Genomic DNA, 23,230 nt, shown 5'->3' with positions numbered 1-23,230 from the left:
TAAAGCTAATTCTTATCCCGAATTGGGGTAAATTGGATCACAGCACCATTTCTCCGCTCAAACTACTTGCCCCAGCCTTGATAATTTTTACATCGATAATCTGACCGAACAAATCTCTTGCAGGGTTTATTACATGTACCGACTGCATATAACATGTTTTCCCTATCAGTTGATTGTCCAATTTACCGTCACGATCAAACAATACTGGCATTATTTTGCCAATACAACTTTCATTAAACAATAATTGTTGGCGAGATATTTCTTGCTGTAAAATTGCTAAACGCCTAGATTTGATATGTTCAGGCACTTGCTCTTTAACCGCAGCAGGTGTACCAGGTCTTGGACTATATTTAAAAGAATAACACTGACCATAACCAACCTTCTTTACTAGATCTAAAGTATCAGCAAAGTCTTCATCCGTTTCTCCGGGGAATCCTACAATAAAGTCAGATGAAAAGACTATATCTCTTCTCGCATTTCTTAAACGATTAATAATATCGAAATAATAATCTCTGTTATGTCTACGATTCATTGATTTTAAAATTTTATTAGAACCTGACTGTACTGGCAAGTGTAAAAACGGCATTAATTTTGGTTCAGACCCATGTAACAGAATTAAATCTTCTGTCATATCAATAGGATGAGAAGTAACGTATCTAATACGCTCAAGATTTGGTATTTCTGCTACGTAGCTGATTAGATCTGCTAAACTACACTCTTTGTCTTCAATAGTTTTTCCATGATAAGCATTAACATTCTGACCTAGCAAGATTACTTCTTTTGCTCCGTTTGAAACGGATTTTATAATTTCTCTGTATATTTGTTCTAGATTCCTTGAGAATTCTGCACCCCGAGTATAAGGCACAACACAGAAAGTACAAAATTTGTCACAACCTTCCTGAACTGAAATAAGGCTACTTACTCCTTGTATATTAGACTGTTCAGGCAGCTTATCAAATTTATCTTCTTCAACAAAATCTAATTTAATTACATGTTTTTCATGTCTAGCAATCTTTGCTATCAACTCTGGTAAATCGTAGTAAGATTGTGGTCCTACTACTATATCTACATAACTAGCTCTTCTAAAAATTTCATCACCTTCAGCTTGTGCAACACATCCAGCAACAGTAACGATTACATTACCTTCTCCCTTTGACTTTCTATCATCTTTAATTTGTTTGATACGACCAAGCTCGGAATACATTCTTTCTGCAGCTTTCTCCCTAATATGACAAGTATTTAAAATAATCATATCAGCTTGATGCATAGAATCAGTTGACTGATAACCGAATGGCTCTAGCAAATCCTGCATCTTGATGGAGTCATATACATTCATTTGACATCCATAAGTTTTAATAAAAAGCTTTTTTTTCACGTTTTTTACTTAACAAAAATAAATTAGGTTGCATTATATATAATACTGTAAAAAAGATGACATATTTTTTTTGGAATGATTTTATTTGAGGTTTGGAAAGTTATGAAGCTTATAGCACATATGTTTGTGTAATACTCTAACTATGATATACCAGCCTCTTGTTTTAGATAACAAAACTTACGCTATGAGTGAAAAAGTGATAAATTATTTTAAGAATAAAAAAACATACCAAAGAGGATAAATTACATGTAGCTAAATTATTAAAAAAATTTACTTTGTTATAAGTCGGATACATGTATGCATTTGCTTTTTTGCTATTGACGTTATTTTTTTTCTTGCATTTTACAGGAGTTCCATACATGACTTATTTATCTGCAAAGGCATTCTTCCGTAAAGCTTTTAAGCATAATGGGCGTCCTAACAAACTAGCGATAGATAAGAGCGGTAGTAATATTTCTACTTTTAAGAATTTTGTTATGCTCATGGCATCATAATGTCTAAAACCTGAGGTTTTACGATTTTCGCTAGATCACGATTTACAAATGCGACAAAACCTATAACCTAAATTTCTCTAGCACTAACCCATTGATAGGAGCTGCGATCACTAAATACTTGTCGTAAGAATTGGTTATTCAGAGCATGACTAGTTTTATAACCCGTGATGTCAGCTATTAGATGACCTCCTGTAGTATATAAATCTCCGAACAGGTCGAGAAGTTTGTGACGCACGAATTCATCAGTATATCTTAGTCCATCGTGGTTTATTATAATATCTTGATCTATCCCTATAGCGTTATCGAGAGATGCCCCCCGTGCTAAGCCCTTACTTTTTAAATATTCAAGTTCATGGACAAATCCAAAAGTTCTAGCATCAGCAATATTACTTTTGAAAGACTCATTTTCTGAGAAGACTAAATTTTGCTTGCCAATAGCCTTACTAGCAAAATCTATTGTTATATCAACCGTCATGCTATGAGCAGGGCTACACACTAACTCACAATCTTTGTGAATTGCCCTAATTTCTTTTAAGATTTTTAGGTATTTCTTTGGAGCATTTTGTAATTGTCTACCAGCACATTCTATCATAAAGACGAATGGTTTACTGCTACCATCCATTATCGGGACTTCAGAACCATCGATTTCAATTATTAAATTATCGATTCCACATCCCCAAAGAGCTGCCATTAAATGTTCTATAGTTGAAACATAAATATTATGTTCATTTTTTATGGTAGTAGATAAAGAAGTTTCTGAAACATTTAAACAACTAGCTTGAATAAAATTTATCTCTTGCCTTACATCAGTTCTGACAAAAACAATACCGGTATTTTCTACAGCTGGTCTTAAAGTCATCTGAGTAATATTACCGGAATGAACGCCCACACCATAACAACTTACTGGGTTTAGTATTGATACTTGCATTGGTTAATTTTACTAACATTTTAGAAATTCAACTTATTCTAATGCCTTAAACAATTACATGCAAGTTACATTATGTTACAAAATATTTCATCAATATATACTCTTCTGCTTTAAAGAATTGGCACTTGTTAAGATTTTTGCTATTTTAATTCGATGTAACAAGTTATCAGTATCATTCCTGTTATGGGGTTACCCTGATTCCCCTTCGATGTCACCCCTGCGAAAGCAGGGGTCTAAAAAAGTCTAACACACCTTCTTGGTCTATTTTTCTTAGATTCCTGCCTACGCAGGAATGACATCTTCTCAGCTTCTTTTCATGACTTTTAAACTGTCCTGAATTATATAATTCAATAAAAACTTGATTATCGAGTTAAACTTTTTTACTCACATTAATAGCCATATTACACATTAATTTAATAACTTTATTGATTAAGGAAGCAAATACTACCTTACTGCTACCTTGTACTAGAGCTATATCTTTATGTTCAATTTCTTCAGCCTGAAATTGTTTTATGCTATCTACTAATTCTTTCTCTAAATTATACAATTCGAGATAATCTATTTGTTTTTGATAATGTTGTTCAATCACTTCTTCTACACCTTGCGTTAATAGCATGGCAGTTTTTGTTCCTATCAATATCGATCCACTACCAAGTATATAGCCAATAATATGCCAAAATGGTATCAAAATAGTTGGTCTAACATTACGTTGTAATAACAAATTAGTAAAGTAGCTCAAATGTACTTCTTCTTGCTGCATCATATGTTTTATTGTAGAGGAAGCTTCGTGGTTTTTGCAATAATTTAATTGCCCTTGATAAATTCGTTTAGCCCCATATTCTCCAGCATGATTCACTCTAATAATTTCTTTTATAATATTGTCTGAATTGATGAAATCTGGTCTTGCCATATGCTGCCTTAGTATCTAAATAACGGATAATTTATTGCATTTTACGCGAACTCGGGATAAGAATTTGTCAATTCTTATCCCGAATTGGGGTATTTTATAATATATCAATTTTATTAGATCGGGTGATCTTAGAGATAGTACTAGGAATTAATATAAAAATTCCAAAAACAAGAACACTATATTTTAATATAATACTACAATAGAAAATAAAAATGTTTATTTTTACAGTAGGTATGAATTTTGCTATGCCAATTAAAATGGCTAGGGATATTAGAGCGGTTGGAATACTAATTTTGTGCTGTAGACGATCAATTGCCTGATTTTCTATCCATCGTAAGGATAACCCAAAGCCAATGAGAGCTCCTATTGCCATCGGTATCATAGGTGGCCATGGTAAAGATTGAGACACTATGGTGTATAGTGAAATTATTATAGCAAGTAAAAACCAAAATTTTTTGCAACTATGTTGAAACACTTCTACAAGCAATGCTCTTTCTAAATATGTTTTCCATATATGGAAAACACAAAATCCAAATATCAAACCACCAATTACATCATATATACTATGAACACCAAGATATACTCTTGAAAGACCAATACCAATTATTGGCAGTAAGCATAAATACTTGAAAGGACTATTTTTAAGACTTAAAAAGATTGCTAGCCAAAAAGTGGTTGCCACTTGAACATCACCACTAGGAAAGCCAAAAGGATCATACACAGATATTAAATGTAAAGATATATCAGGGCGCGATATTTTAAATAAATTCTTTAACAAGCAATTAAGTAAAGTACAAAAAGGTATTAGAAATCCTAATGATCTAAATAATAATGCCGATGGATTTAACCAATATCCTAAAGCAGTAAGGGTAATGTAAAAGTAATCACTAGCAAAAAATGGAAATAACTTAAATATGGTTGTTAGAAAATCTGTTCTTGTTTCTACAATCCAACTAGGATCTATCATGAAAAGAACTCTTATAATGATTGATATAGTTTGCAATAAAAACTGATGCTGGGATACAAAATCCGATTATAGCCCATTGTATTTGCCTGATAGCTAATGGTAAAGAGGAGATATAACCAACTGTAAAAAGTATTTTGACTATAAAGAGCATGAAAAAACACAGTATTGTTGCTGATATTTTGCTTCGTAGATTTATAATTATTATTTTTTTTGTAAAAATGTTCTCAGAAAATATTACTCCAATAAGAGCGTAATATGCCATATATAGATGTTCTTCTACCTTATGTATAGATGCAATGTACAACATCAAAAATGTAGTAAAAGTCAATAAAACTGGTGGCAATATTTGCTGTTTTGTACTTGCAAGAAATGTATAAAAGGCTATTAATAAAGAACCAAAAAATATGGCTCCTAGAATATCAAAATAATTATGATAGCCAAAATAGACTAAACTCATTCCTATGCCAAATAGCAAGCCAGTTATCAGAATTTTACATATACGGCTTTGTGTTTTTGTCATCAGCCAACCATACAAAACAACTGAAGACTGCATATGACCACTTGGAAAAGCAAAACCTTGTTTACCAATATGAGCGGATAGTGGTACTTGAAATATAATTTTTAGAGCAAAATTAAATAACATACTTACTAATATTAAACATATTGCATTAAAAAACACTTTTTGCTCTAACCAAATATAGCCTAGTATAAGTAGTGGGATAATGACTATATCATGACTAAAACTTAAAAAAATCTTAGCAACATTGTCTAGCATAAAAAATTGTAGAAGATTTGAACTTATAGACACTATGTATTTACTTGGTCGCCAATTAAACTTTACCCATTATACAGATACTCTGTATACAAGATTTTATCATTTTGTCAATAGCTAATTACCCTGGCTAGAAGCAGGGCGATTTAAAAGTCGCAACTTTAAGTTGTCATAACCTTAAATAGTTTGTGTCTATAATTATTAAAATTTTCTCTGGTTTCAGTAATTTTGTTTGAAAATAAAGTTATTACAGAAATAGTTATTGTCCGGAGTAATGACATTACCAAGGGAGCCTTTCCTATACTTATAGTTGACTTATCTTCCCCAAAAACTGTATCTTTGACCCAATTTAAATTATTCTCACATGACCAATGATTCTTATTGAACTTTAGCAAGCTCTTTGGATTAAACTCGCTTCCGAGACTTGTTATCATAAACACATTCTCTTGTTCATAGCTATTAGTTTTATTTTTCTTATCTCGCTCTCGGCTAATTTTACATATTTGTTTGATGTGCCGAAAGCCGTTCAGATATTCAAATGGCATATCAATTACCTCAATTTTTCTTCTCTCTATTCTCCCATGTTGTAAATCGGTATTTTCTTCAAAACTCCTGACTTCTTGCCCTTTTTCTGCTATTTCATCAAAAACTTTGCTGCTATAATAATGCAAATTAGGTTCATTACTTTTCAGAGTAAAAGCAAATTCTCCTTCTTGTTTAACAACTTCTTCACATATATCTTCATGACAAAATGATGCATCTGCTGTCACAATTTTTCCCTTAATATCGTATTCTGATAAAAACTCTAGCATAGAACCATACTCGTTTTTATTTTCTATTTCTATAAAGCCAGTAATAGCTTTAAGCTGGCTACTAAACCCAGTCAAAATTTGCCTTTGCTCTTCTTTCCCATGGCTATTGCTACCACACAGGGTTTTTCCATCAATATGAATAACATCATAACCTATGTTCTTAACTTGGCATATATATTGGATTAGTTCTAATATCACTTCCCTTAAACTCTCTGGAGAAATTTTACGGATAATTAGTGTTAAATTACTATAGCAAAGTGCTTTATTCCTATTAAAACCTAACATTACCAATTCTTTTGGGCTAAAACTTTTAGCAAATCTAGAAATAGATTTTAAATTATTTCTATTACTTAATAAACCTACTACTATAAGTTTTATAACACTCGCTGCACTATATCTCTTACCACGAGCTTTTCTAAAATCTTTGACTTTTTCTAGAGATAAAGATATACTCATAATGCTCCGTTATTTATAGTTGAAAAATCTTTAACGGAGTACTTATACTATTATCATCTATTATATTCTAGATTTTTCTTTACTTTCATCTAATTTTTTAAAAATTTTTAATCGTTCTACATATTAGCCAGAAATAATTAACGTTCAGGCTACAATCCTTGCAATATAATCATTACAACGGCAAAATATTATCCAAACTTTTCAAGCTTATACCAAATATTCTTACTACAATTCTATCACTTTCCCTTCTAAACCCAAGCTAATATTAGATTATAACTCCAACAGATATTTAATCTTTAGTTGCGACTTTTAAATCGCCCTGGGCTAGAAGCTCCAGTGATTATGATTGTCTTTTTATTGGTGATCATTTATAATTACCTGTACAAACTATCAGAGTTGGCTAGAGGAGAAACAACGTATTGTTAAATGTTAAAATATTTGATCCTTGATGACTTAGTGGAAATCTAATATATTGTATAATATAGGGAGGGTGCTTATGAATTTACCCAAAAAAATGAAGAACCATAAAAAACAAAAAAACTATACTCTGTTATATGTGCTTGTAGCTATGATTGTATTGGTGTATTTTGTAACTTTAATAAAGCTTTCAAGTTAGAACTATGGAAAAAAAAACTATCCTTCAATTTTTTGGAGGTATTATTCTATTGGTAGGTGTAATAATTTTTGCAATTAATCATAGAAGCACATCTAAGGATGATGTAGATACTAATATAGTAGAAATTGTAACGGTTATAAAAAATCATAGATTTGAGCCAAATATTATTAGAGTAGAAAGTGGTAAGAAGATTCGTTTTACTATCCACAACCAAGATAGTACAGTAGAAGAGTTTGAGAGTCATGATCTGCACCGCGAAAAGATTATTATGCCAAATGACTCTATAAATATCATTCTTGCCCCTTTAGCCCCGGGTAAATATGATTTTTTTGGAGACTTTCATCAAGAGACAGCACAAGGGTCTCTCATTGTTAATTAAATTTATTTAGGTTTAGATGTTTAAAATAGCATTAGTGGTATTCAGGGAATGCCTAGAAATAGCTTTGTTGCTTGGTGTAATACTTGCTGTGACAAAACAATTAGAAAAATCTAGAATTTATATAATTGCTGGAGTCATGCTTGGTACAGTTTCTGCTGCGTTATTCGCTTTCTTTACTCGTAGTATAACCGTAGCATTTAGTGGCCTAGGTGATGAGATATTTAACTCTGGAATTATTTTGTTAACAGTTGGATTAATTGGTTGGACTATAGTATGGATGCAAGGTTATGGTATTAAGATAAAACAAAATCTTAATGATTTATCTGTAAAAATTAGTAGCGGCGATAGTAGTTATATAATGCTAGTACTGATTGTTGCGGCAACTATTCTTCGAGAAGGAATGGAAATTATTATATTAGTTTATAGTATTTCTTCAGTCGAAATTATTGACAGTAATAGCTATCTACTAGGATTAATTATTGGTATGGTCAGTGGTCTAACCTTGGGTGTCATTATCTATTTAGGTTTAATAAAAATAGTAAACCAACAATATATATTTCGCATATCTTCCATTTTATTAATGCTTGTTGCTAGTGGCTTTGCAGCAGAAGCTGCTGGTATATTGAGTTCTTCAGGGATTATTACTATTTTATCCGACCAGCTTTGGGATAGCTCTTGGCTCATTTCTGACAGAAGTATCTATGGTAAATTCCTAAAAATGATTACTGGATATATTGCTAGACCTAACGGATTACAAGTTGTTTTTTATATTTGTACTCTAGGTTTAATTAATATCTTAATACAAATAAAAATCAGACACACAAAAGTAGTAACAGAGAAATAAAATTATTTATGATTAATTTTTTATCAGAAGTTGCTCCGCTTATAGCTTTTTTTATTGGCTATTTTTATGGTGGTAGTATACAAAGTGCGACGTTATATATACTTATTACTTCAATTATTTGTGTTAGTCTGTGTTATCTTATAGAAGGCAAAGTTTCCAAATCCTCCTTAATATCTTCTGGAGTGTTGTTAGTTTCAGCTAGTATAGTTTTGATTAGTGGTAACTCTATGTATATCAAAATCAAACCAACTATTCTATATGTAATTTTTGCTAGTACATTTTTTATCAGTGCTGTAAGAAATAAGACCTTTTTGAAATATATGTTTAATCATTTTGTCCAACTTGAAGATAAGAGCTGGAATATTTTAAGCTATAGATCTGCTGCTTTTTTACTGTTCATGGCAGTGTTAAATGAAATAATATGGCGTAATTTTGCAGAATCTACATGGGTTATATTTAAAATATTTGGAGCAATACCTGTAACGATCATTTTCTTTTTACTACAACTACCTTTTATACTGAAGAACAGACTTCCAGATTCAACAGAGTAAGGTATACTCTTCTGCGTTGAAGAATTGTTTTTTGAAAATATCATGGATTCGCACATGTTGCCATTATGTCATCCCAGCGAAAGCTGGGATCTAAGAAAAGTTTAAATAGTCTTCTTAGCTATTTTTAGACCCCTGCTTTCGCAGGGGTTGTACATATACGATGAAACGATGTCATTCCTGCGAAAGCAGGAATCTAAAGAAATAGACAGGAAGGTGCTTTAGATATTCTAGATCCCGCACCAAAGCAGGGGTTGTAAGATAAAACTATGATATAATGAAAAAAGTAAGTGGTGCTCGTCAGGGGTGAGTTTATACAAACATTGTCATCAAGAGACCACTTACTTAATAAGCTCGAACGTTTAAATAGTTCATTGGGCTGAAACGCCCGCTTACAATCGTAAATATGTCGAGGATTTTATGACCCCAACGGATAAATTATATAACAATTTTATTGGTATTGATATAGCAAAATCAACTTTTGCAGTAGCAATATCTAATAATAATAAAATTATGACTTTTTCTAATAACACTATTGGATTTAAGGAATTTTTTAAGCAATATAAAAGTTTTTTGACTGACTCCCTAATAGTATTAGAGACTACAGGTGGATATGAAACTGAATTAGTAAATTTTTTATTAAGCAAAAAATGTGCTGTTCATAGAGCACATGCCCAAAAAGTAAAGTACTTTATAAGATCACTTGGTACTCGTGCTAAAACTGATTCTGTAGATGCTCAAGCTTTAGTAAAATATGGACAAGAAAGGCATAAGGAATTATCTTTACAACAAAAACCTGATCAAAAGATGAGCAAGCTAAAAATATTTTTATCTCGTCGTGATGATTTAGTAAAATTGCAGACTCAAGAGAAAAATAGGATGGCAGGACCTAATAATGATATGATAAAAGATAGTATAGAAGATTTATTGTTATGTTTATCCAAAGCTATAAAGAAATTAGAAGAAGAGATAGCCGAGTTAACAACCGATGAAAAGACTGTAGAACAGCTTGAGGTATTGGAGACAGTAACCGGTATTGGTAAGGTTGTTAGTAAAGTTTTATTAGCATTTTTACCAGAGATTGGTAAGGTTGATCGGAGGCAAATAGCTAGTTTAGTCGGAGTAGCCCCACATCCTAAGGATAGTGGACAATATAAAGGGTATCGTTCAGTTAGTGGTGGTAGACAAAATGTACGAACCAAATTATTTACTGCAGCAATGGCAGCAGCTAAATCAAAGAGCAAGTTAGGTGAATATTATAGAGAGCTAATTGCTAGAGGTAAAAAGCCTATAGTTGCCATTACTGCTTTAATGCGTAAAATTATTGTCATTGCTAATGCAAGGGTTAGAGATTATTATTTAAAATCGGCAAAGACTTGATAAAAATTTAAACCTATATTTATTTAAATTTTTATCAAGTCGTGGTTTACTGTGAATGTTAAGCTAGAGATTTTTTGTTATTTCTCTAAACCAATTTGGTTTTTTATTTTAAACTTTTTTTTAATTTTTTAAAAATCATAGTTGATGACATAGTACTCGAGGATGACACACTATATTGGATTGGAAATTTTGGTATGAACAAGTTTAAAAATATTGCTGTTTATGGTGGCGGTAGTTGGGGAACTGCACTAGCCTGTCAAGTGGCAAGATGTTACGATAATGCTCCAATATTTTTACGTGATAATAATATTGTTGAAGAAATAAAAAATAATAAAACCAATAGCAAATATTTGGGTAGCGATATTACATTACCAAGTAATATAGTGCCTTATAGTGAGTTGGCAGCTATTTTAGATCAAGAAGTAATAATTATTGCTGTACCATCTTTTGCTTTTCATGATACTCTGAATATATTAAAAGATACTGGGATATCTAAGGATGTGGCGTTATTAGTTGCAACTAAGGGCTTTTCTAGAGATCCTACAGAACTACTATCCGATAAAGTAAAAAAGATATTACCAAATAATCCATTGGCGTTTATTGCTGGACCTAACTTAGCTAAAGAAGTTGCCCAAAATTTATTAAGTTCGGTAACTATTGCTTCTGTAGACATTGATCTTGCAAGAAGATTGGCAATTAGTTTAATATCACAGCAATTTAAGGTTACTGTAACTGACTATGTGGTAGCAATGCAAGTGGCATCTGCTGTTAAAAATATTGTAGCAATAAAAAGTGGTTGGTATGAGGCAAAAGGTTATGGACAGAATGCTAAAGCAGGTCTGATAACGGGGGGGCTTCAAGAAATAAGAATTTTATCTGAGGCCATTGACGGAGAACTAGGGGATAGCTCTATTTTATATGCTCCAGGCGTATTAGGGGATTTGGTGCTAACTTGTTACTCTAAAGAATCACGAAATAGTAGATTTGGTTATGAATTAGGGAAACATTTAGATGTTAATAAATTTTTAAATGAACATTTATACTTAGTGGAGGGTCGAGAATCTGCTAAACTGGTATTGGATCTCATAAGAAAATATGATCTAACATTACCGATTATTTCATCAGTAATTAAAGAACTGAAATTAGTATGAAGTTTTTTGGCAATTTATCACAAATATTTGGTAAAATAATATTATCAGAATTCTGTTTGTTATTATTAATTTTTCCGTTAGAAAATTTTAGAATTAATGGAGAATCTATTATTTTCCCAGCTTTTGAAGTTAGTTTACTCTACTATTTTTCCACATTTTATCATATTGGTTTCTGGCTAATATTTTTAGCAGGAATAATTTTTGACCAGTTATATTCCATGCCAATTGGTACAAATTCTTTGGTTCTGATAATTGCTCACATAATTTTAGAATTCACAGGAAAATTTTTTGTACTTAGAAGTTATTTAACAAATTTTATCGTCTTTTGTTTTTATTATTTCTTTATATTACATTTTAGATATTTGCTAATTTTAAGCAAAGGCTTATCTTCGGAGGGGTATTTTATGATGTTAATGCAGTATCTAACTACTATATTCTCATATAATTTGCTACGAATTCCACTTGATAAAGCATTAGAATATTTTAGAAAACATGCTAAATAGTAAAATATTATATAGCCAGTTAATATCAAGAAGGGCTTTTCTCATAGGTTCAGGAAAACTGACATTGCTTTCGTTATTGGCTGGAAGAATGTTTTTTATGGAGTTGCTTGAAAATGATAAATATCGTACTTTATCTGATAAAAATCGTATAAGTTTTATTCTAATTCCACCTTTTAGAGGGCAAATTTATGATATCAGCGGTAACATTATGGCTACAAACCAAACTTGTTTTAGGTTGTTACTTGACATACATGATGGCAATGATTACAAAAATGAATTAGCTCTAGTTGCCAATATCCTAGAATTATCCGAGGAAAAACAAAATTACATTAAGCAAAAAATAAAGAAAGCCAATAAACATATTCCTTTAGTTATACTAGATAATCTTAGCTGGCAACAAATGTCACTTATTGAAGAACAAAAGTTAAATTTAAGTTCTATTTTTGTAGATGCTGGTTATGCAAGATTTTACCATTTTTCAGAAGCGACTTGTCATGTGATAGGATACACTGGACAGATTAATGAGCAAGAAAAACAAGATTTACAAATTAACAATTTAGGGGATTTTAATATTGGAAAATTTGGTGTAGAAAAATATTATGAAGACAAGTTACGTGGCAAATTTGGTTATAAGCAGATAGAAGTAAATGCTTTGGGCAAACAAGTAAGAGAAATCACCAATATTCAAAGCCAGCAAGGTGAGGACTTACATCTAAATATTGACGTGGAACTACAACAAAGAGTGCAGCCATACTTAAATAAACAAGGTTGCTCTGCAATAGTTATCGATAGCAATAATGGTAATGTGCTAGTGCTGGCTATGTTACCAGTATTTGAGGCCAATAATTTTATAAAATTATCCCAAGATTACTGGCAAAGTTTAGTCAATGATCCCTATAAGCCGTTGATTAATAAGACCATACAAAGTACTTACCCACCTGGATCTATTTTTAAAATTATTACAATTTTAGCCGGATTAGAGAATGGCATTAAACCAACTCAAACTGTTAATTGTACTGGTGCTTCAGTATTAGGTAATAATAGTGCTAGGTGCTGGAATCGTCATGGTCATGGCATCGTTGATATGTATAATGCTATCAAACATTCTTGTAATTCGTATATGTATGAAATAGCTCGCTTAACAGGTCATAAAAGAATATTAGATATGGCAAGAAATTTTGGTTTCGGTACAAAAACTGGCATTGATTTAACCGGAGAAGCATCAGGTTTTATCCCTTCAGCAGAGTGGAAAATGAAAAAATTTAACTCTAAATGGACGATTGGTGATACTCTTAATTTATCGATAGGGCAGGGATTCTTATCAGCTACTCCAATCCAGTTAGCTAGATTTGTAACGGCAATTGCCAGTAATGGGAAATTGTATAATCCTAAAATTGCTAAAGATATATCAGTAAAAGATGGGTCAGTATTTGATCAGGTTAATATAAATCAACAATATCTAGATATTTTAAAAGAAGGTATGTATAGAGCAGTTAATACGCAAGGTGGGACTGCCTATTATAGTAGAATTCTGACAGAAGGGCATCAATTAGCTGGTAAAACAGGTACGGCACAAGTGCAATCAAAGGCTAATATCAATGATGATTTAAATAGAGAGTCAATTGCTTGGGAAAGGCGTAACCACGCTATATTCGCTGGGTTTGCTCCTTACCTACAACCTCGTTACTCTATTTTAGTTTTTGTAGATCATGGTGGAGGTGGGGGTAGGGCAGCAGCTCCTATAGCTAGTAAGATTATGGCTATGGTACTTGATAAATATAATTGAACCTGAATTCGATGTAACTTGTTACATCGAACTTTCGTGTTATATATAGAAACAATCAGGTTTGAAGCGGTTCTACACCTGATTGTTAAAATATAACACTCCATTCAATATGTGATTTTAATTATTAAAATCACATATTGAATGATGAAAAAAGTTAAAATGCACTCACAGAACCGCTTCAAGAGTGCATTTTTCCTTATAACAAAGCCAGTTCGATATAAGAATTAATAATTCTTATATCGAACTGAGGTTAATTGAATATTTTTTACTATTCGTACTTAGTGCTAGCGATTTTATAGTATATATTAGCATTTATATAAAAACTTAGAAACTTGCAATATGACAGATCCAATTCTTAAACAATTTGTAATTATTTTACCTGAGATAATGCTGACCTTACTAGCTTTATTTACTCAGACATATGCAGTGTTATTTAGTACAAAAACTAAAACCATTAGCAATACTCAGATATTACTATCGGCAATATTACTTATTGTTGCCTTTCAACAGTTGCAGTATCTTGCTTTACAAGTTTCAGATAATGATGTAATAGCTTTTCATAATTCTTTTGTCGTTAATCATTTTACTGTTGGTTTTAAATTCTTTGTTTTATTATTTTCAATAATGACCATAATGATTTATCAGGCATATTGTAAAATCACTAAGGAGGAGTTTAAAACAGAATTTATAACCTTAGTGCTACTTTCTACTGTTGGTGTTTTTATTACTATATCAGCCCGTAATTTTTTACTTTTATTTGTTGCTATGGAGTTACAGGCACTGGTAGCCTATGTATTAGCTGGCTTTGATCTGAATAATATTAAAGCATCAGAAGGAGCGTTAAAATATTTTATCCTTGGGTCTTTGATTAGCTGCCTAACGTTATTTGGCATTTCCTTTATTTATGGATTTGGCGGTAGTTTAGATTATAGTAATATTTTTCAGAAATTGAATCATTCACCGCAGCCAAATATTGGTTTAATAGTGGGCTTAGTGCTTTTTTTAAGTGGTATCTTATTTAAATTATCAGCTGCTCCTTTGCATAGTTGGACGCTAGATGTATATGAAGGCTCTCCCATTCCTTCAATTACCTATTTCTCTGCTGCCACAAAAATTGGTAATGTGGTGGTGTTATTAAATATAATGACTATGGTAATTGGAGATTATAAGCAAATTTCAGTTGATCTAATAAAAATCACTGCGATTTTGTCCATGCTTATTGGGGCAGCTGGTGCTATTAGACAAACCTCCCTCAAAAGGCTAATGGGTTACAGCACTATTCTAAATATTGGCTATGTTTTAATGGCTATTTCTTTTCATACTCCTCACGGTGATAGGGTAGCATTACTATATATGATTATTTATGCTGCTTCTGTCACTGGCTTTTTTGCCTGCCTAATTACTCTGCTGGGTAAAAAATCAGATTCGGCAACTTTTGATGATATTAAAGGCCTTGCTTCTACTCGTAAGGCGTTAGCTGCTGGGATTGCGATTATCATGTTCTCTATGATAGGCATTCCACCACTGGCAGGATTTCTTGCGAAATACAGCGTTTTCTATCAGGCTATTATAGAGAAGCAATTTACTCTAGCATTTATAGCTATTGGCACAAGTGTTATAGCGGCTTATTATTACCTGAAAATAGTTAAGTCTATGTACTTTTTTGAGGTGGATAAAAGTTTGAAACGAGTTTTAATACCAACACCTAAGAGCTTAAAATTTATATGCTATTTGATTATTGGAGTTTTATTGCTTCTGTGTGTTTTTATCCAGCCACTTGCTGATACTATGGATGGTTTATAGCTATGTCATGGCAGGAAAAATATAATCTACTAATTTTTGATGAGATAGATAGTACCAGTTCTGAAGCTATTAGGATGGCTAAGGCTTGTCCTGATAAAAATTATGTAATATTTGCTAAAAATCAAACAAAATCGCGTGGGAGAAATACAAAGGCATGGCATTCTAGTCTAGGAAATTTGTATGTTAGTATATTATTAAATCATAAGATTGATCTTAACTTTATTCCACAATTATCTTTTGTTATGGCTATTGTTGTTTATAAAACCATAAGATCTTTGTGGGTGGAATCAGAGAATTTTATCAAATTAAAATGGCCCAATGATGTTTTGATAAACGACAGGAAAGTATCGGGTATATTGCTTGAATCTATTAGTATAAATGATAATAATTATCTTATTATAGGTGTTGGCATCAACGTTAAGGGAAGCCCTTTAAATATTGATCAATTGGCAACCAATTTATCCGATGAGAATATAGCAGTAAAAGATCTAGAATATTTATTAGAGCTTCTCATGATTAACTTTGAAAAATATTTTAGTAGATGGAAACAAGAAGGGTTTAGTAAAATAAGACAATATTGGCTTAAAAGAGCTTATAAGTTAGGTAAGATGGTTACCGTAAATGATGGAAACACAAAAATCTCAGGAATTTTTAAAGACATAGATGAAAAAGGGAGCATAAGGATTGAGCTTGCTTCAGGGCAAGTCTGTTGCGTTAATTATGCTACGGAAATAATTTATTAACTGATATTTTTTTGATAAAACTCTATAGCCTTGTTTAAATCTTCTGCTGTATCAACAGAAATGGGGATATTGTTAACATAACATACCCCTATGGACATGTTATTTTGTAATGCTCTTAGTTGTTCAAGTTTTTCGCTTAATTCTAAAGTTGAAACAGGTAAGTTTATGAATTTAGTTAATGCTTCTTTGCGAAACCCATACATTCCTACATGATATAGAAATTCTTCTGCACCGTGTGGAATGAGATTACGAGAAAAATACAAAGCCTTATCATTATGGTCAGTAATAACTTTGACATTACTATGACCATTTACGGCATCTATACCAACTTTTACTACTGGGGTCATAATATCATGGCTACTGGACTTTAGGTTTTCAATAACTTTGATAATTGATTCCGGTTCAACAAAAGGCATATCACCCTGTACATTCAGGATATAATTAATATTGTGATTGTTAGGGATTAGCTGAAATGCTTCGTATACACGTTCGGTACCAGTTTGACATTCTTGGTTTGTCATAATAAATTGTCCACCGCAATCAGTAACTTTTTTAGCTATAGTTTCTGAATCAGTTGCCACATAAATATTTTTTAGTTTGGTTAAATATACTTGCCTAAGAACACGCTCAATTATTGAGATTCCCCCTACAAGTTGTAGAGGTTTTTTGGGAAGTCTTACTGAATCAAGTCTTGAAGGGATAATAATTGCAACATCAGAATGCATAAACTACCATATAATTATATTTAACCTCATGTATGGATCTGCCGTAAAATGTTGTCAGTATGAAATTAGCCAATTATTAAAGCAGATGATAAATTTACTGACACTACTACAACTTACAAATCTTGCCTCTGAAGCCTATGAGACTTTCAAAGATTCTGAAAGCCCTCAAAAACGTAAAATGATAAGTTTCATATTTCAGAACCTCAAACTAAACGGTCAGAAGCTAGAGTTTACTTTGCATTTCCCGTTTTATATATTCGAAAAAACTACTACTAGTCTTGAATGGCTCCCCGGGCCGGACTCGAACCAGCGACCGAACGGTTAACAGCCGTTTGCTCTACCACTGAGCTACCGAGGAACATTTGCCTTTATATAGAAGACTAGGTTTCTTATAACAAATCTTTTGACTAGGGTCTAGTATTTTCTTATTTTATCTATAAAAAATAAATAGACCTCTTGCAGAACTCGCTTATACTGAGGAATTTGAAGGAGACTTGGAATCTCGACCCGTAGCGTACTCAATGCGAGGAGCAGAATACCAGTAGCACATACAAATTACCAGCAGAAGTAGAATTATGCAAGAGGTCTATTTAAGAAACATTACTATGCTGGTGTACCTGAGCATTCATTACTAATCCAAACCCAATAAGCATTGATACCATCATTGTACCGCCGTAAGATATAAAAGGTAAAGGCACACCTACCACTGGCAATAATCCCATCACCATAGCTATATTTATAAATACATGACTAAATAGGATTGATGTTATACCTATTACCATCAGTTTACTAAATATAGCTCTACAATTCACAGCAATCATTAATGAAATTATTATAATTGCAGAATAAAGAGTCAACAGAAACAAACTACCAACAAAACCAAATTCTTCAGCAAAAGTAGCAAAGATAAAATCGGTCTGATGCTCTGGTAAAAAATCTAGATGGCTTTGGCTACCTTTAGCTAGCCCCTTACCCCACAACCCACCAGAACCAATAGCAATTTTTGATTGAATAATGTTATATCCAGCTCCAAGAGGATCTTTCTCAGGATCAAAAAAAACCATGATTCGTTTTCTTTGATAATCATGCATCACTTGCCACATAACTGGTATGCAAGTAAGGACTATAATACCAATTATCACAAAATTTCTTACTCTAAAACCAGCAGCAAAAAAAATAATACTAGCAATAATGATATTAATCACTCCAGTACCTAGATCCGGTTCTTTTATTATCAGTATAACTGGTACTATCACACCTATTATAGGCAATAATATCTTGTAAAATCTAGCAAAATCCTCAATTTTTAGCTGATGAAAATACCTAGCTAACATTAACACTACTGCTAGTTTTGTTGGTTCAGAAGGCTGCACACGGATGACTCCTAAATCTATCCAACGCTTTGCTCCCATAGAAATAGATCCAAAAAGCTCAACACTAACTAATAAGATAATAATAGCAATATAAAATATATATGAAAACTTAAATATATATTTTATATCAATGGTTGCAATAATAATCACAACTGGTAAAAACAAGAAAAAATGCATCATCTGCTTATACGCCCAAGGGTGAATATTACTGTCTGAAGCGGAATATAGTACAACAAAACCAATGCTACAAATCATACTAATAAGAATAATTAAAGTAATTGGTAGTTTTTTTAGTTTTTCAAAATAATTTCTTTGAATTGACATTCTAGGTAGATATCCATAAAAATTAGCTGTAAAATGATATTATTAATTACGATTAAAAAACATGAAATTATTATTACATAACACACTTACTCACAAGAAAGAAGTTTTCATACCGCTAGATAGTAATTTAGTAAAAATGTATGTTTGCGGTCCAACCGTCTACGATCATCCCCATATTGGTAACGCTAGGTCCGTAGTAGTATACGATATTTTATACCGGTCACTAAGCAAAATATTTGGTCAAAATCATGTAAAATATGTGCGTAATATTACCGATGTTGATGATAAGATAATAAATAGAGCCAAAGAACTCAAAATAACGATTTCTGACTTAACAGTTAGAATTACCGAAGAATTTCATGCTAATATGCAATATCTAGGTTGCAAAACGCCAAATATCGAGCCAAAAGCCACCATGCATATTGATGACATGATTGTGATTATTCAAAAATTACTTGACCTAAACCACGCTTATATCGTAGATAATCACGTTTATTTCGATATTTCTACCGCCCCAAATTATACAAAATTATCAAATCGTAATCTTGATGAAATGCTAGAGGGGGTGCGTATTGAAAATAACCCATCAAAAAAGCAACCACACGATTTTGTATTATGGAAACCAGCCAGTAAAGATGAAGAAATATTGGCAAATTTCGATAGCCCTTGGGGAAGAGGTAGACCAGGCTGGCATATAGAATGTTCAGCGATGAGCTATAAATATCTAGGAGAAAATTTTGATATTCATGGTGGAGGGGCAGACTTAATTTTTCCTCATCATACTAATGAAATAGCACAAAGTACATGTGCTTTCCCGAACTCTCACTTTGCTAAATATTGGGTGCATAATGGATTTCTGACCTGTAATGGTGAGAAAATGAGTAAATCGCTCAATAATTTTATTACTGTAAAAGACTTGATAGATAAAAAAATCCCTGGTAGCGTAGTTAGATTACTGTTACTGAGTAGCCACTACCGTAAACCATTAGATTACAACAATAAAGCTCTAGAAGATGCTACAAAAACAATGAATTATTGGTATAGAGCGATAGAGAATTTGGACATTAACAAACTTGACGTTCAGAACATTCCAGAAGAATTTTTATCTCACTTATTCGATGATCTGAATACACCTCTGGCCATTAAAATAATAAACGATTATGCTAAACTGGTCTTTGCGAGTAACAAAGAAGATGATAAGTACTTATATGCCTCTTACCTACTTTCATGCAGCAATTTTATAGGTCTAATGACCCAACCAGCGAGTAGGTGGTTTTACTGTGAAATAAATGATGAACTGATTCTCCAGCATATTGAGCAACGTAGGCAAGCCAAATTACAAAAAAATTGGTTATTAGCCGACCAAATTCGTCAAAATTTATCAAAAGATGGCATAATTCTAGAAGACAAACTAGATGGATCAACTAGTTGGAGAAAAGTTTGATTAAGAATACATTTACTAACTATTAAGGAATGTTTTTTTATATTTTCTTGATTTAAAATCAAAAATGTTTATATGACTAGTTAAAATCGTTTTTACCGGTTTTGAATTTCAGCTACTTAATATAAAACTCGATAATCAAGTTTTTATTGAGTTATATAATTCATGGCAGCTTAAAAGTCATGAAAAGAAGTCGAGAAGATGTCCACAACTGTCGAAAGTTAGAAGAGGAAGAGGTTTTAGAAGTCATAATGGCAGTTTAAAAGTTGTGGGCTTATAACCGCTGTCATTGCGAGAAGGCGTAAGCCGACGAAGCAATCCACTTATGGTTACTTTTTTAGATTGCTTCGTCGACCTACGGTCTTTCTCGCAATGACGTTACCCTATTTAAAACCCCTCCCTCTTCTAACTTTCGACAGTTGTGGAAGATGTCATTCCCGCTTCGGTCAGGAATCTACCGTCTTGCTAGTCAAGAAAAAAAGTAGATTATTATTCATAAATTTTATTATTTTTTACCATAGAATTTAAACAAATAATTATTTTACGCATAACGGTTACTAAAGCGACCTTTGCTTTTTTACCAGCATTAGTCATACGTTCATATAATGCCTTCATTTTGTCATTATGACGCATCGCTACTAAAGCAGCCATATACAAGCTTTTTCGAACAAAAAACCTGCCCCCTCTAATATGAGCCCCATTAGTTTTTTGACCGCTTTGGCTTGTTTTTGGGGCGAGTCCAACTAAGCTTGCAATTTCCTTATTGCTCAGCACACCAAGCTCTGGCAGTTCTATTAGCAAAACACTAGCTGTTTTTTCACCTATACCTTTATAGCTTATGAGTAAATCATTTTTTGCCTTTAAACTCTTATCTTCCTTTATAGCAGCCTTTATATCTTTTCTAATTTCCTCAAGCTGTTTTTTGCCACACTTTATCATTTTTTCGAGATATTTCTTAGCCTTCTCGGATGCAACTTTTGTTCTGCATTGATTAGCATGTATATCTTCTTCTATATTACGTTCTATGCTCCTTAGAGATTGTAATTCTTCTTGTATAACAGAAATTATTTGGTCTCCTTTCTCATCATTAGCAATAAAAGCTGCATATTTCTCAAGTAATAACGCATCCAATTTATCAGTTTTAGCAAAATGGTTACAGACCTTAGCAAAAGCGTGAACTCTATTAGGATGAGCTCTATGCACAGCAAGCCCGGCTTGTTGCAACATCCTCATAACCAAACGTTCATAACCGCCAGTAGATTCCAAAACAGTAAGCACAATATTTCGAGAAGCTATTTCTGATTTTATAAAATCAGAAATAGCTTTATCTGTATTTTTAATCTTACAATGAATATTGTTCATAGATATATCAAGCGTATTTTTTGAAACATCTATTCCCATAAATATCTTGCTTTTTTCAGTCATTTGCTTTACCTATAATTAGTGGTTGTTTTGCAAAGTTTTGATACATGATTGTAAATTCGATCTCTAAAGGATCATCCTACCGTTCGTATTATACTTTGCGATTCAAGGAAGGAGTGCACCAAGATTCCCTCGGTCTTTAAAGACCAATCTAAATTAAACGGCGTCACTCCTTCCGACCATATTAACTCCATATTGAGCTAATATTCAAGATACAATCTATTAATTATTCTTTGCCATTTGCTGCTTATTAATAACAATATGAAACACTAACATCATACTAATTGAAATGATTAGCATAAATAATGGTAATTGTGTCAATGATCCGTTATGCATATATCCCATTAATGCTGTAAAACTTGTGACAATTATATAATACATAAAACCAAAAAGTGAAGCTGCTGTGCCAGCAAATTTGCCATAATTTTCCAAAGCTTGACTTAAGCAATTCGGAGCTATCATAGTGATGCCTGTCATAATAATACCTAGCCATAATAAAGTTTGTAATAAAGACCCTGTCACATTATCTTTATTAATTAGATTAAAATAACTAGATAACAAGAATAGCAAAGATCCTAAACACATAACCTTAATAGCTGCAAAAATAATATTATCAGAAGTTTTTTGCAGTTTATGCATCTTTTTGGATATAAGTCCACCTAAAGCTAAGGGAATACATATAAAAAATGATATCATACCAAATGATGAAGTTAAAATATTTAGTCCTGAGATAAAATAAAAAGGCGCTTCAGTAAAATAACCAAATAAAATACCATTCACTGCTCCAGTTAAAAATGCTAAACCAAGCAATCTTGGATCTTTAATCATTTTACCAAAACATTCTTTATAAAGTGGAATAACCAAACGTTCAGTTCTAAGATTTAGGTTAGTTTCTGGCAGTCTAGCTGATATTAACACCATGATAAATATTGCAATCACTATCAGAACAAGAAATACCGCCGACCAATGATAAAATTTTATTACAAAACCACCTATAATTGGTCCTATAGCAGGAGCAAATGCTATGGCAATAGCTATCGTTGAGAACATTTTACCACGCTCTGCTGGTTTTATTATATCTCTAGCTATGGCTTGCCCTAATACCGACCCAACACTAGCTCCAAAAGCTTGCATAAATCTTGCAGCAAGTAGCATATTAATATTATCTGCTAAATAACAAATGAAGCACGATAAAGTATAAATCAAAAATCCTGTAAGTATGCAAGGCTTACGCCCATAAAAATCAGATAAATTACCCCATATTAAAACACCAACAGCAAAGCCAAACAAAAAAATAGTAAGTGTGTATTCTGCTAAATTAGCACTAATTTTCAAATCCTTCGCTAAGTCAGGAAGTGAGGGGGTATAAATCGTCTCACTTAACGTCGGTATTATAACCATTAATATAATAATATATAGTGGTGCGACTATGATATTCTCAATTTTACCTAATTTCATTAATAACTTCCATTGGTTGC

21 protein-coding genes and 1 tRNA gene are annotated in these 23,230 nt (G+C 32.3%); 11 read left to right on the top strand and 11 right to left on the bottom strand.

Annotated features, from left to right (window positions below):
• Window positions 1–37 precede the first annotated feature (37 nt).
• Window positions 38–1,375, bottom strand: coding sequence for a tRNA (N6-isopentenyl adenosine(37)-C2)-methylthiotransferase MiaB (gene miaB, locus AAGD29_RS08700; protein WP_341757836.1), 1,338 nt, complete (start codon window positions 1,373–1,375; stop codon window positions 38–40).
• 359 nt (window positions 1,376–1,734) lie between these two features.
• Here miaB and AAGD29_RS08695 point away from each other — a divergent pair, with 359 nt between their 5' ends.
• Window positions 1,735–1,869 carry a DDE-type integrase/transposase/recombinase gene (locus tag AAGD29_RS08695; protein WP_341757835.1) on the top strand — a complete coding sequence of 45 codons (135 nt, stop codon included), beginning with the start codon at window positions 1,735–1,737 and terminating at the stop codon, window positions 1,867–1,869.
• 67 nt (window positions 1,870–1,936) lie between these two features.
• Here AAGD29_RS08695 and lpxC read toward each other — a convergent pair whose 3' ends face one another.
• The 5 genes from lpxC to AAGD29_RS08670 form a co-directional block, all read right to left on the bottom strand.
• A complete protein-coding gene (lpxC, locus tag AAGD29_RS08690; protein WP_341757834.1) occupies window positions 1,937–2,797 on the bottom strand; it encodes a UDP-3-O-acyl-N-acetylglucosamine deacetylase in 861 nt (286 codons plus the stop codon).
• Window positions 2,798–3,167: 370 nt separating this feature from the next.
• The gene (locus AAGD29_RS08685; protein ID WP_341757833.1) at window positions 3,168–3,707 is read right to left on the bottom strand and encodes a demethoxyubiquinone hydroxylase family protein; all 540 of its coding nucleotides are present in this window, start codon (window positions 3,705–3,707) and stop codon (window positions 3,168–3,170) included.
• A 94-nt stretch (window positions 3,708–3,801) separates the two neighbouring features.
• Window positions 3,802–4,674 (bottom strand): phosphatase PAP2 family protein, encoded by an 873-nt coding sequence (locus AAGD29_RS08680; protein ID WP_341757832.1) that lies wholly within the window; start codon window positions 4,672–4,674, stop codon window positions 3,802–3,804.
• On the bottom strand, window positions 4,661–5,449 hold the full coding sequence (locus tag AAGD29_RS08675) for a phosphatase PAP2 family protein (RefSeq protein ID WP_341757831.1): 789 nt from the start codon (window positions 5,447–5,449) through the stop codon (window positions 4,661–4,663). Before AAGD29_RS08675 ends, AAGD29_RS08680 begins: the two co-directional genes overlap by 14 nt.
• A 158-nt stretch (window positions 5,450–5,607) precedes the next feature.
• Window positions 5,608–6,714, bottom strand: coding sequence for an ISAs1 family transposase (locus AAGD29_RS08670; RefSeq protein ID WP_341757404.1), 1,107 nt, complete (start codon window positions 6,712–6,714; stop codon window positions 5,608–5,610).
• Window positions 6,715–7,334: 620 nt separating this feature from the next.
• On the opposite strand from AAGD29_RS08670, the gene AAGD29_RS08665 reads away from it, so the two are divergent.
• The 9 genes from AAGD29_RS08665 to AAGD29_RS08625 all read left to right on the top strand — a co-directional run bounded on the left by AAGD29_RS08665 (window position 7,335) and on the right by AAGD29_RS08625 (window position 16,467).
• Window positions 7,335–7,709, top strand: coding sequence for a cupredoxin domain-containing protein (locus AAGD29_RS08665; RefSeq protein WP_341757830.1), 375 nt, complete (start codon window positions 7,335–7,337; stop codon window positions 7,707–7,709).
• A gap of 16 nt (window positions 7,710–7,725) precedes the next feature.
• Window positions 7,726–8,553: an FTR1 family protein gene (locus tag AAGD29_RS08660; RefSeq protein WP_341757829.1), complete on the top strand. Its 828-nt coding sequence runs from the start codon at window positions 7,726–7,728 to the stop codon at window positions 8,551–8,553.
• An 8-nt stretch (window positions 8,554–8,561) separates the two neighbouring features.
• A complete protein-coding gene (locus AAGD29_RS08655; RefSeq protein ID WP_341757828.1) occupies window positions 8,562–9,104 on the top strand; it encodes a septation protein A in 543 nt (180 codons plus the stop codon).
• Between the two features lie 417 nt (window positions 9,105–9,521).
• On the top strand, window positions 9,522–10,481 hold the full coding sequence (locus AAGD29_RS08650) for an IS110 family transposase (RefSeq protein WP_341757783.1): 960 nt from the start codon (window positions 9,522–9,524) through the stop codon (window positions 10,479–10,481).
• Window positions 10,482–10,675: 194 nt separating this feature from the next.
• A complete protein-coding gene (locus AAGD29_RS08645) occupies window positions 10,676–11,632 on the top strand; it encodes an NAD(P)H-dependent glycerol-3-phosphate dehydrogenase (protein WP_341757827.1) in 957 nt (318 codons plus the stop codon).
• Window positions 11,629–12,135 carry a hypothetical protein gene (locus AAGD29_RS08640; RefSeq protein WP_341757826.1) on the top strand — a complete coding sequence of 169 codons (507 nt, stop codon included), beginning with the start codon at window positions 11,629–11,631 and terminating at the stop codon, window positions 12,133–12,135. Before AAGD29_RS08645 ends, AAGD29_RS08640 begins: the two co-directional genes overlap by 4 nt.
• The gene (gene mrdA, locus AAGD29_RS08635; protein ID WP_341757825.1) at window positions 12,125–13,921 is read left to right on the top strand and encodes a penicillin-binding protein 2; all 1,797 of its coding nucleotides are present in this window, start codon (window positions 12,125–12,127) and stop codon (window positions 13,919–13,921) included. Before AAGD29_RS08640 ends, mrdA begins: the two co-directional genes overlap by 11 nt.
• A 339-nt stretch (window positions 13,922–14,260) precedes the next feature.
• Window positions 14,261–15,724, top strand: a complete 1,464-nt coding sequence (gene nuoN / locus AAGD29_RS08630) for an NADH-quinone oxidoreductase subunit NuoN (RefSeq protein ID WP_341757824.1) — start codon at window positions 14,261–14,263, stop codon at window positions 15,722–15,724.
• A 2-nt stretch (window positions 15,725–15,726) separates the two neighbouring features.
• Window positions 15,727–16,467 carry a biotin--[acetyl-CoA-carboxylase] ligase gene (locus AAGD29_RS08625; protein ID WP_341757823.1) on the top strand — a complete coding sequence of 247 codons (741 nt, stop codon included), beginning with the start codon at window positions 15,727–15,729 and terminating at the stop codon, window positions 16,465–16,467.
• Here the strand turns inward: AAGD29_RS08625 and AAGD29_RS08620 are convergent.
• The 3 genes from AAGD29_RS08620 to rodA all read right to left on the bottom strand — a co-directional run bounded on the left by AAGD29_RS08620 (window position 16,464) and on the right by rodA (window position 18,883).
• Window positions 16,464–17,192 (bottom strand): 3-deoxy-manno-octulosonate cytidylyltransferase, encoded by a 729-nt coding sequence (locus AAGD29_RS08620; RefSeq protein WP_341757822.1) that lies wholly within the window; start codon window positions 17,190–17,192, stop codon window positions 16,464–16,466. The genes AAGD29_RS08625 and AAGD29_RS08620 overlap by 4 nt on opposite strands.
• Before the next feature lie 283 nt (window positions 17,193–17,475).
• Window positions 17,476–17,550, bottom strand: a tRNA-Asn gene (locus AAGD29_RS08615).
• Window positions 17,551–17,782: 232 nt separating this feature from the next.
• Window positions 17,783–18,883 carry a rod shape-determining protein RodA gene (gene rodA / locus AAGD29_RS08610; protein ID WP_341758787.1) on the bottom strand — a complete coding sequence of 367 codons (1,101 nt, stop codon included), beginning with the start codon at window positions 18,881–18,883 and terminating at the stop codon, window positions 17,783–17,785.
• 67 nt (window positions 18,884–18,950) lie between these two features.
• Between rodA and cysS the strand changes: the two genes are divergently transcribed.
• Complete coding sequence (gene cysS / locus AAGD29_RS08605; RefSeq protein WP_341757821.1) at window positions 18,951–20,333, top strand: cysteine--tRNA ligase; 1,383 nt, start codon at window positions 18,951–18,953, stop codon at window positions 20,331–20,333.
• A 486-nt stretch (window positions 20,334–20,819) separates the two neighbouring features.
• Here cysS and AAGD29_RS08600 read toward each other — a convergent pair whose 3' ends face one another.
• On the bottom strand, window positions 20,820–21,755 hold the full coding sequence (locus AAGD29_RS08600; protein WP_341757706.1) for an IS110 family transposase: 936 nt from the start codon (window positions 21,753–21,755) through the stop codon (window positions 20,820–20,822).
• Between the two features lie 219 nt (window positions 21,756–21,974).
• Window positions 21,975–23,210: a multidrug effflux MFS transporter gene (locus AAGD29_RS08595; RefSeq protein WP_410521150.1), complete on the bottom strand. Its 1,236-nt coding sequence runs from the start codon at window positions 23,208–23,210 to the stop codon at window positions 21,975–21,977.
• Between the last annotated feature and the right edge of the window lie 20 nt (window positions 23,211–23,230).

This window comes from Candidatus Tisiphia endosymbiont of Ditula angustiorana, from assembly GCF_964026425.1.
In the GTDB taxonomy this organism is placed as follows: Bacteria; Pseudomonadota; Alphaproteobacteria; order Rickettsiales; family Rickettsiaceae; genus Tisiphia.
Note: the sequence above shows the minus strand (reverse complement) of the source record. Positions and strands in the feature narration are given on the sequence as shown.

What these genes read in the sequence shown, in the direction of transcription:
- AAGD29_RS08695 (WP_341757835.1), top strand. Translation starts at nt 1,735, where the DNA reads ATGACTTATTTATCTGCAAAGGCATTCTTCCGTAAAGCTTTTAAGCAT.
- lpxC (WP_341757834.1), bottom strand. Translation starts at nt 2,797, where the DNA reads ATGCAAGTATCAATACTAAACCCAGTAAGTTGTTATGGTGTGGGCGTT.
- AAGD29_RS08685 (WP_341757833.1), bottom strand. Translation starts at nt 3,707, where the DNA reads ATGGCAAGACCAGATTTCATCAATTCAGACAATATTATAAAAGAAATT.
- AAGD29_RS08680 (WP_341757832.1), bottom strand. Translation starts at nt 4,674, where the DNA reads ATGATAGATCCTAGTTGGATTGTAGAAACAAGAACAGATTTTCTAACA.
- AAGD29_RS08675 (WP_341757831.1), bottom strand. Translation starts at nt 5,449, where the DNA reads ATGCTAGACAATGTTGCTAAGATTTTTTTAAGTTTTAGTCATGATATA.
- AAGD29_RS08670 (WP_341757404.1), bottom strand. Translation starts at nt 6,714, where the DNA reads ATGAGTATATCTTTATCTCTAGAAAAAGTCAAAGATTTTAGAAAAGCT.
- AAGD29_RS08665 (WP_341757830.1), top strand. Translation starts at nt 7,335, where the DNA reads ATGGAAAAAAAAACTATCCTTCAATTTTTTGGAGGTATTATTCTATTG.
- AAGD29_RS08660 (WP_341757829.1), top strand. Translation starts at nt 7,726, where the DNA reads ATGTTTAAAATAGCATTAGTGGTATTCAGGGAATGCCTAGAAATAGCT.
- AAGD29_RS08655 (WP_341757828.1), top strand. Translation starts at nt 8,562, where the DNA reads ATGATTAATTTTTTATCAGAAGTTGCTCCGCTTATAGCTTTTTTTATT.
- AAGD29_RS08650 (WP_341757783.1), top strand. Translation starts at nt 9,522, where the DNA reads ATGACCCCAACGGATAAATTATATAACAATTTTATTGGTATTGATATA.
- AAGD29_RS08645 (WP_341757827.1), top strand. Translation starts at nt 10,676, where the DNA reads ATGAACAAGTTTAAAAATATTGCTGTTTATGGTGGCGGTAGTTGGGGA.
- AAGD29_RS08640 (WP_341757826.1), top strand. Translation starts at nt 11,629, where the DNA reads ATGAAGTTTTTTGGCAATTTATCACAAATATTTGGTAAAATAATATTA.
- mrdA (WP_341757825.1), top strand. Translation starts at nt 12,125, where the DNA reads ATGCTAAATAGTAAAATATTATATAGCCAGTTAATATCAAGAAGGGCT.
- nuoN (WP_341757824.1), top strand. Translation starts at nt 14,261, where the DNA reads ATGACAGATCCAATTCTTAAACAATTTGTAATTATTTTACCTGAGATA.
- AAGD29_RS08625 (WP_341757823.1), top strand. Translation starts at nt 15,727, where the DNA reads ATGTCATGGCAGGAAAAATATAATCTACTAATTTTTGATGAGATAGAT.
- AAGD29_RS08620 (WP_341757822.1), bottom strand. Translation starts at nt 17,192, where the DNA reads ATGCATTCTGATGTTGCAATTATTATCCCTTCAAGACTTGATTCAGTA.
- cysS (WP_341757821.1), top strand. Translation starts at nt 18,951, where the DNA reads ATGAAATTATTATTACATAACACACTTACTCACAAGAAAGAAGTTTTC.
- AAGD29_RS08600 (WP_341757706.1), bottom strand. Translation starts at nt 21,755, where the DNA reads ATGACTGAAAAAAGCAAGATATTTATGGGAATAGATGTTTCAAAAAAT.
- AAGD29_RS08595 (WP_410521150.1), bottom strand. Translation starts at nt 23,210, where the DNA reads ATGAAATTAGGTAAAATTGAGAATATCATAGTCGCACCACTATATATT.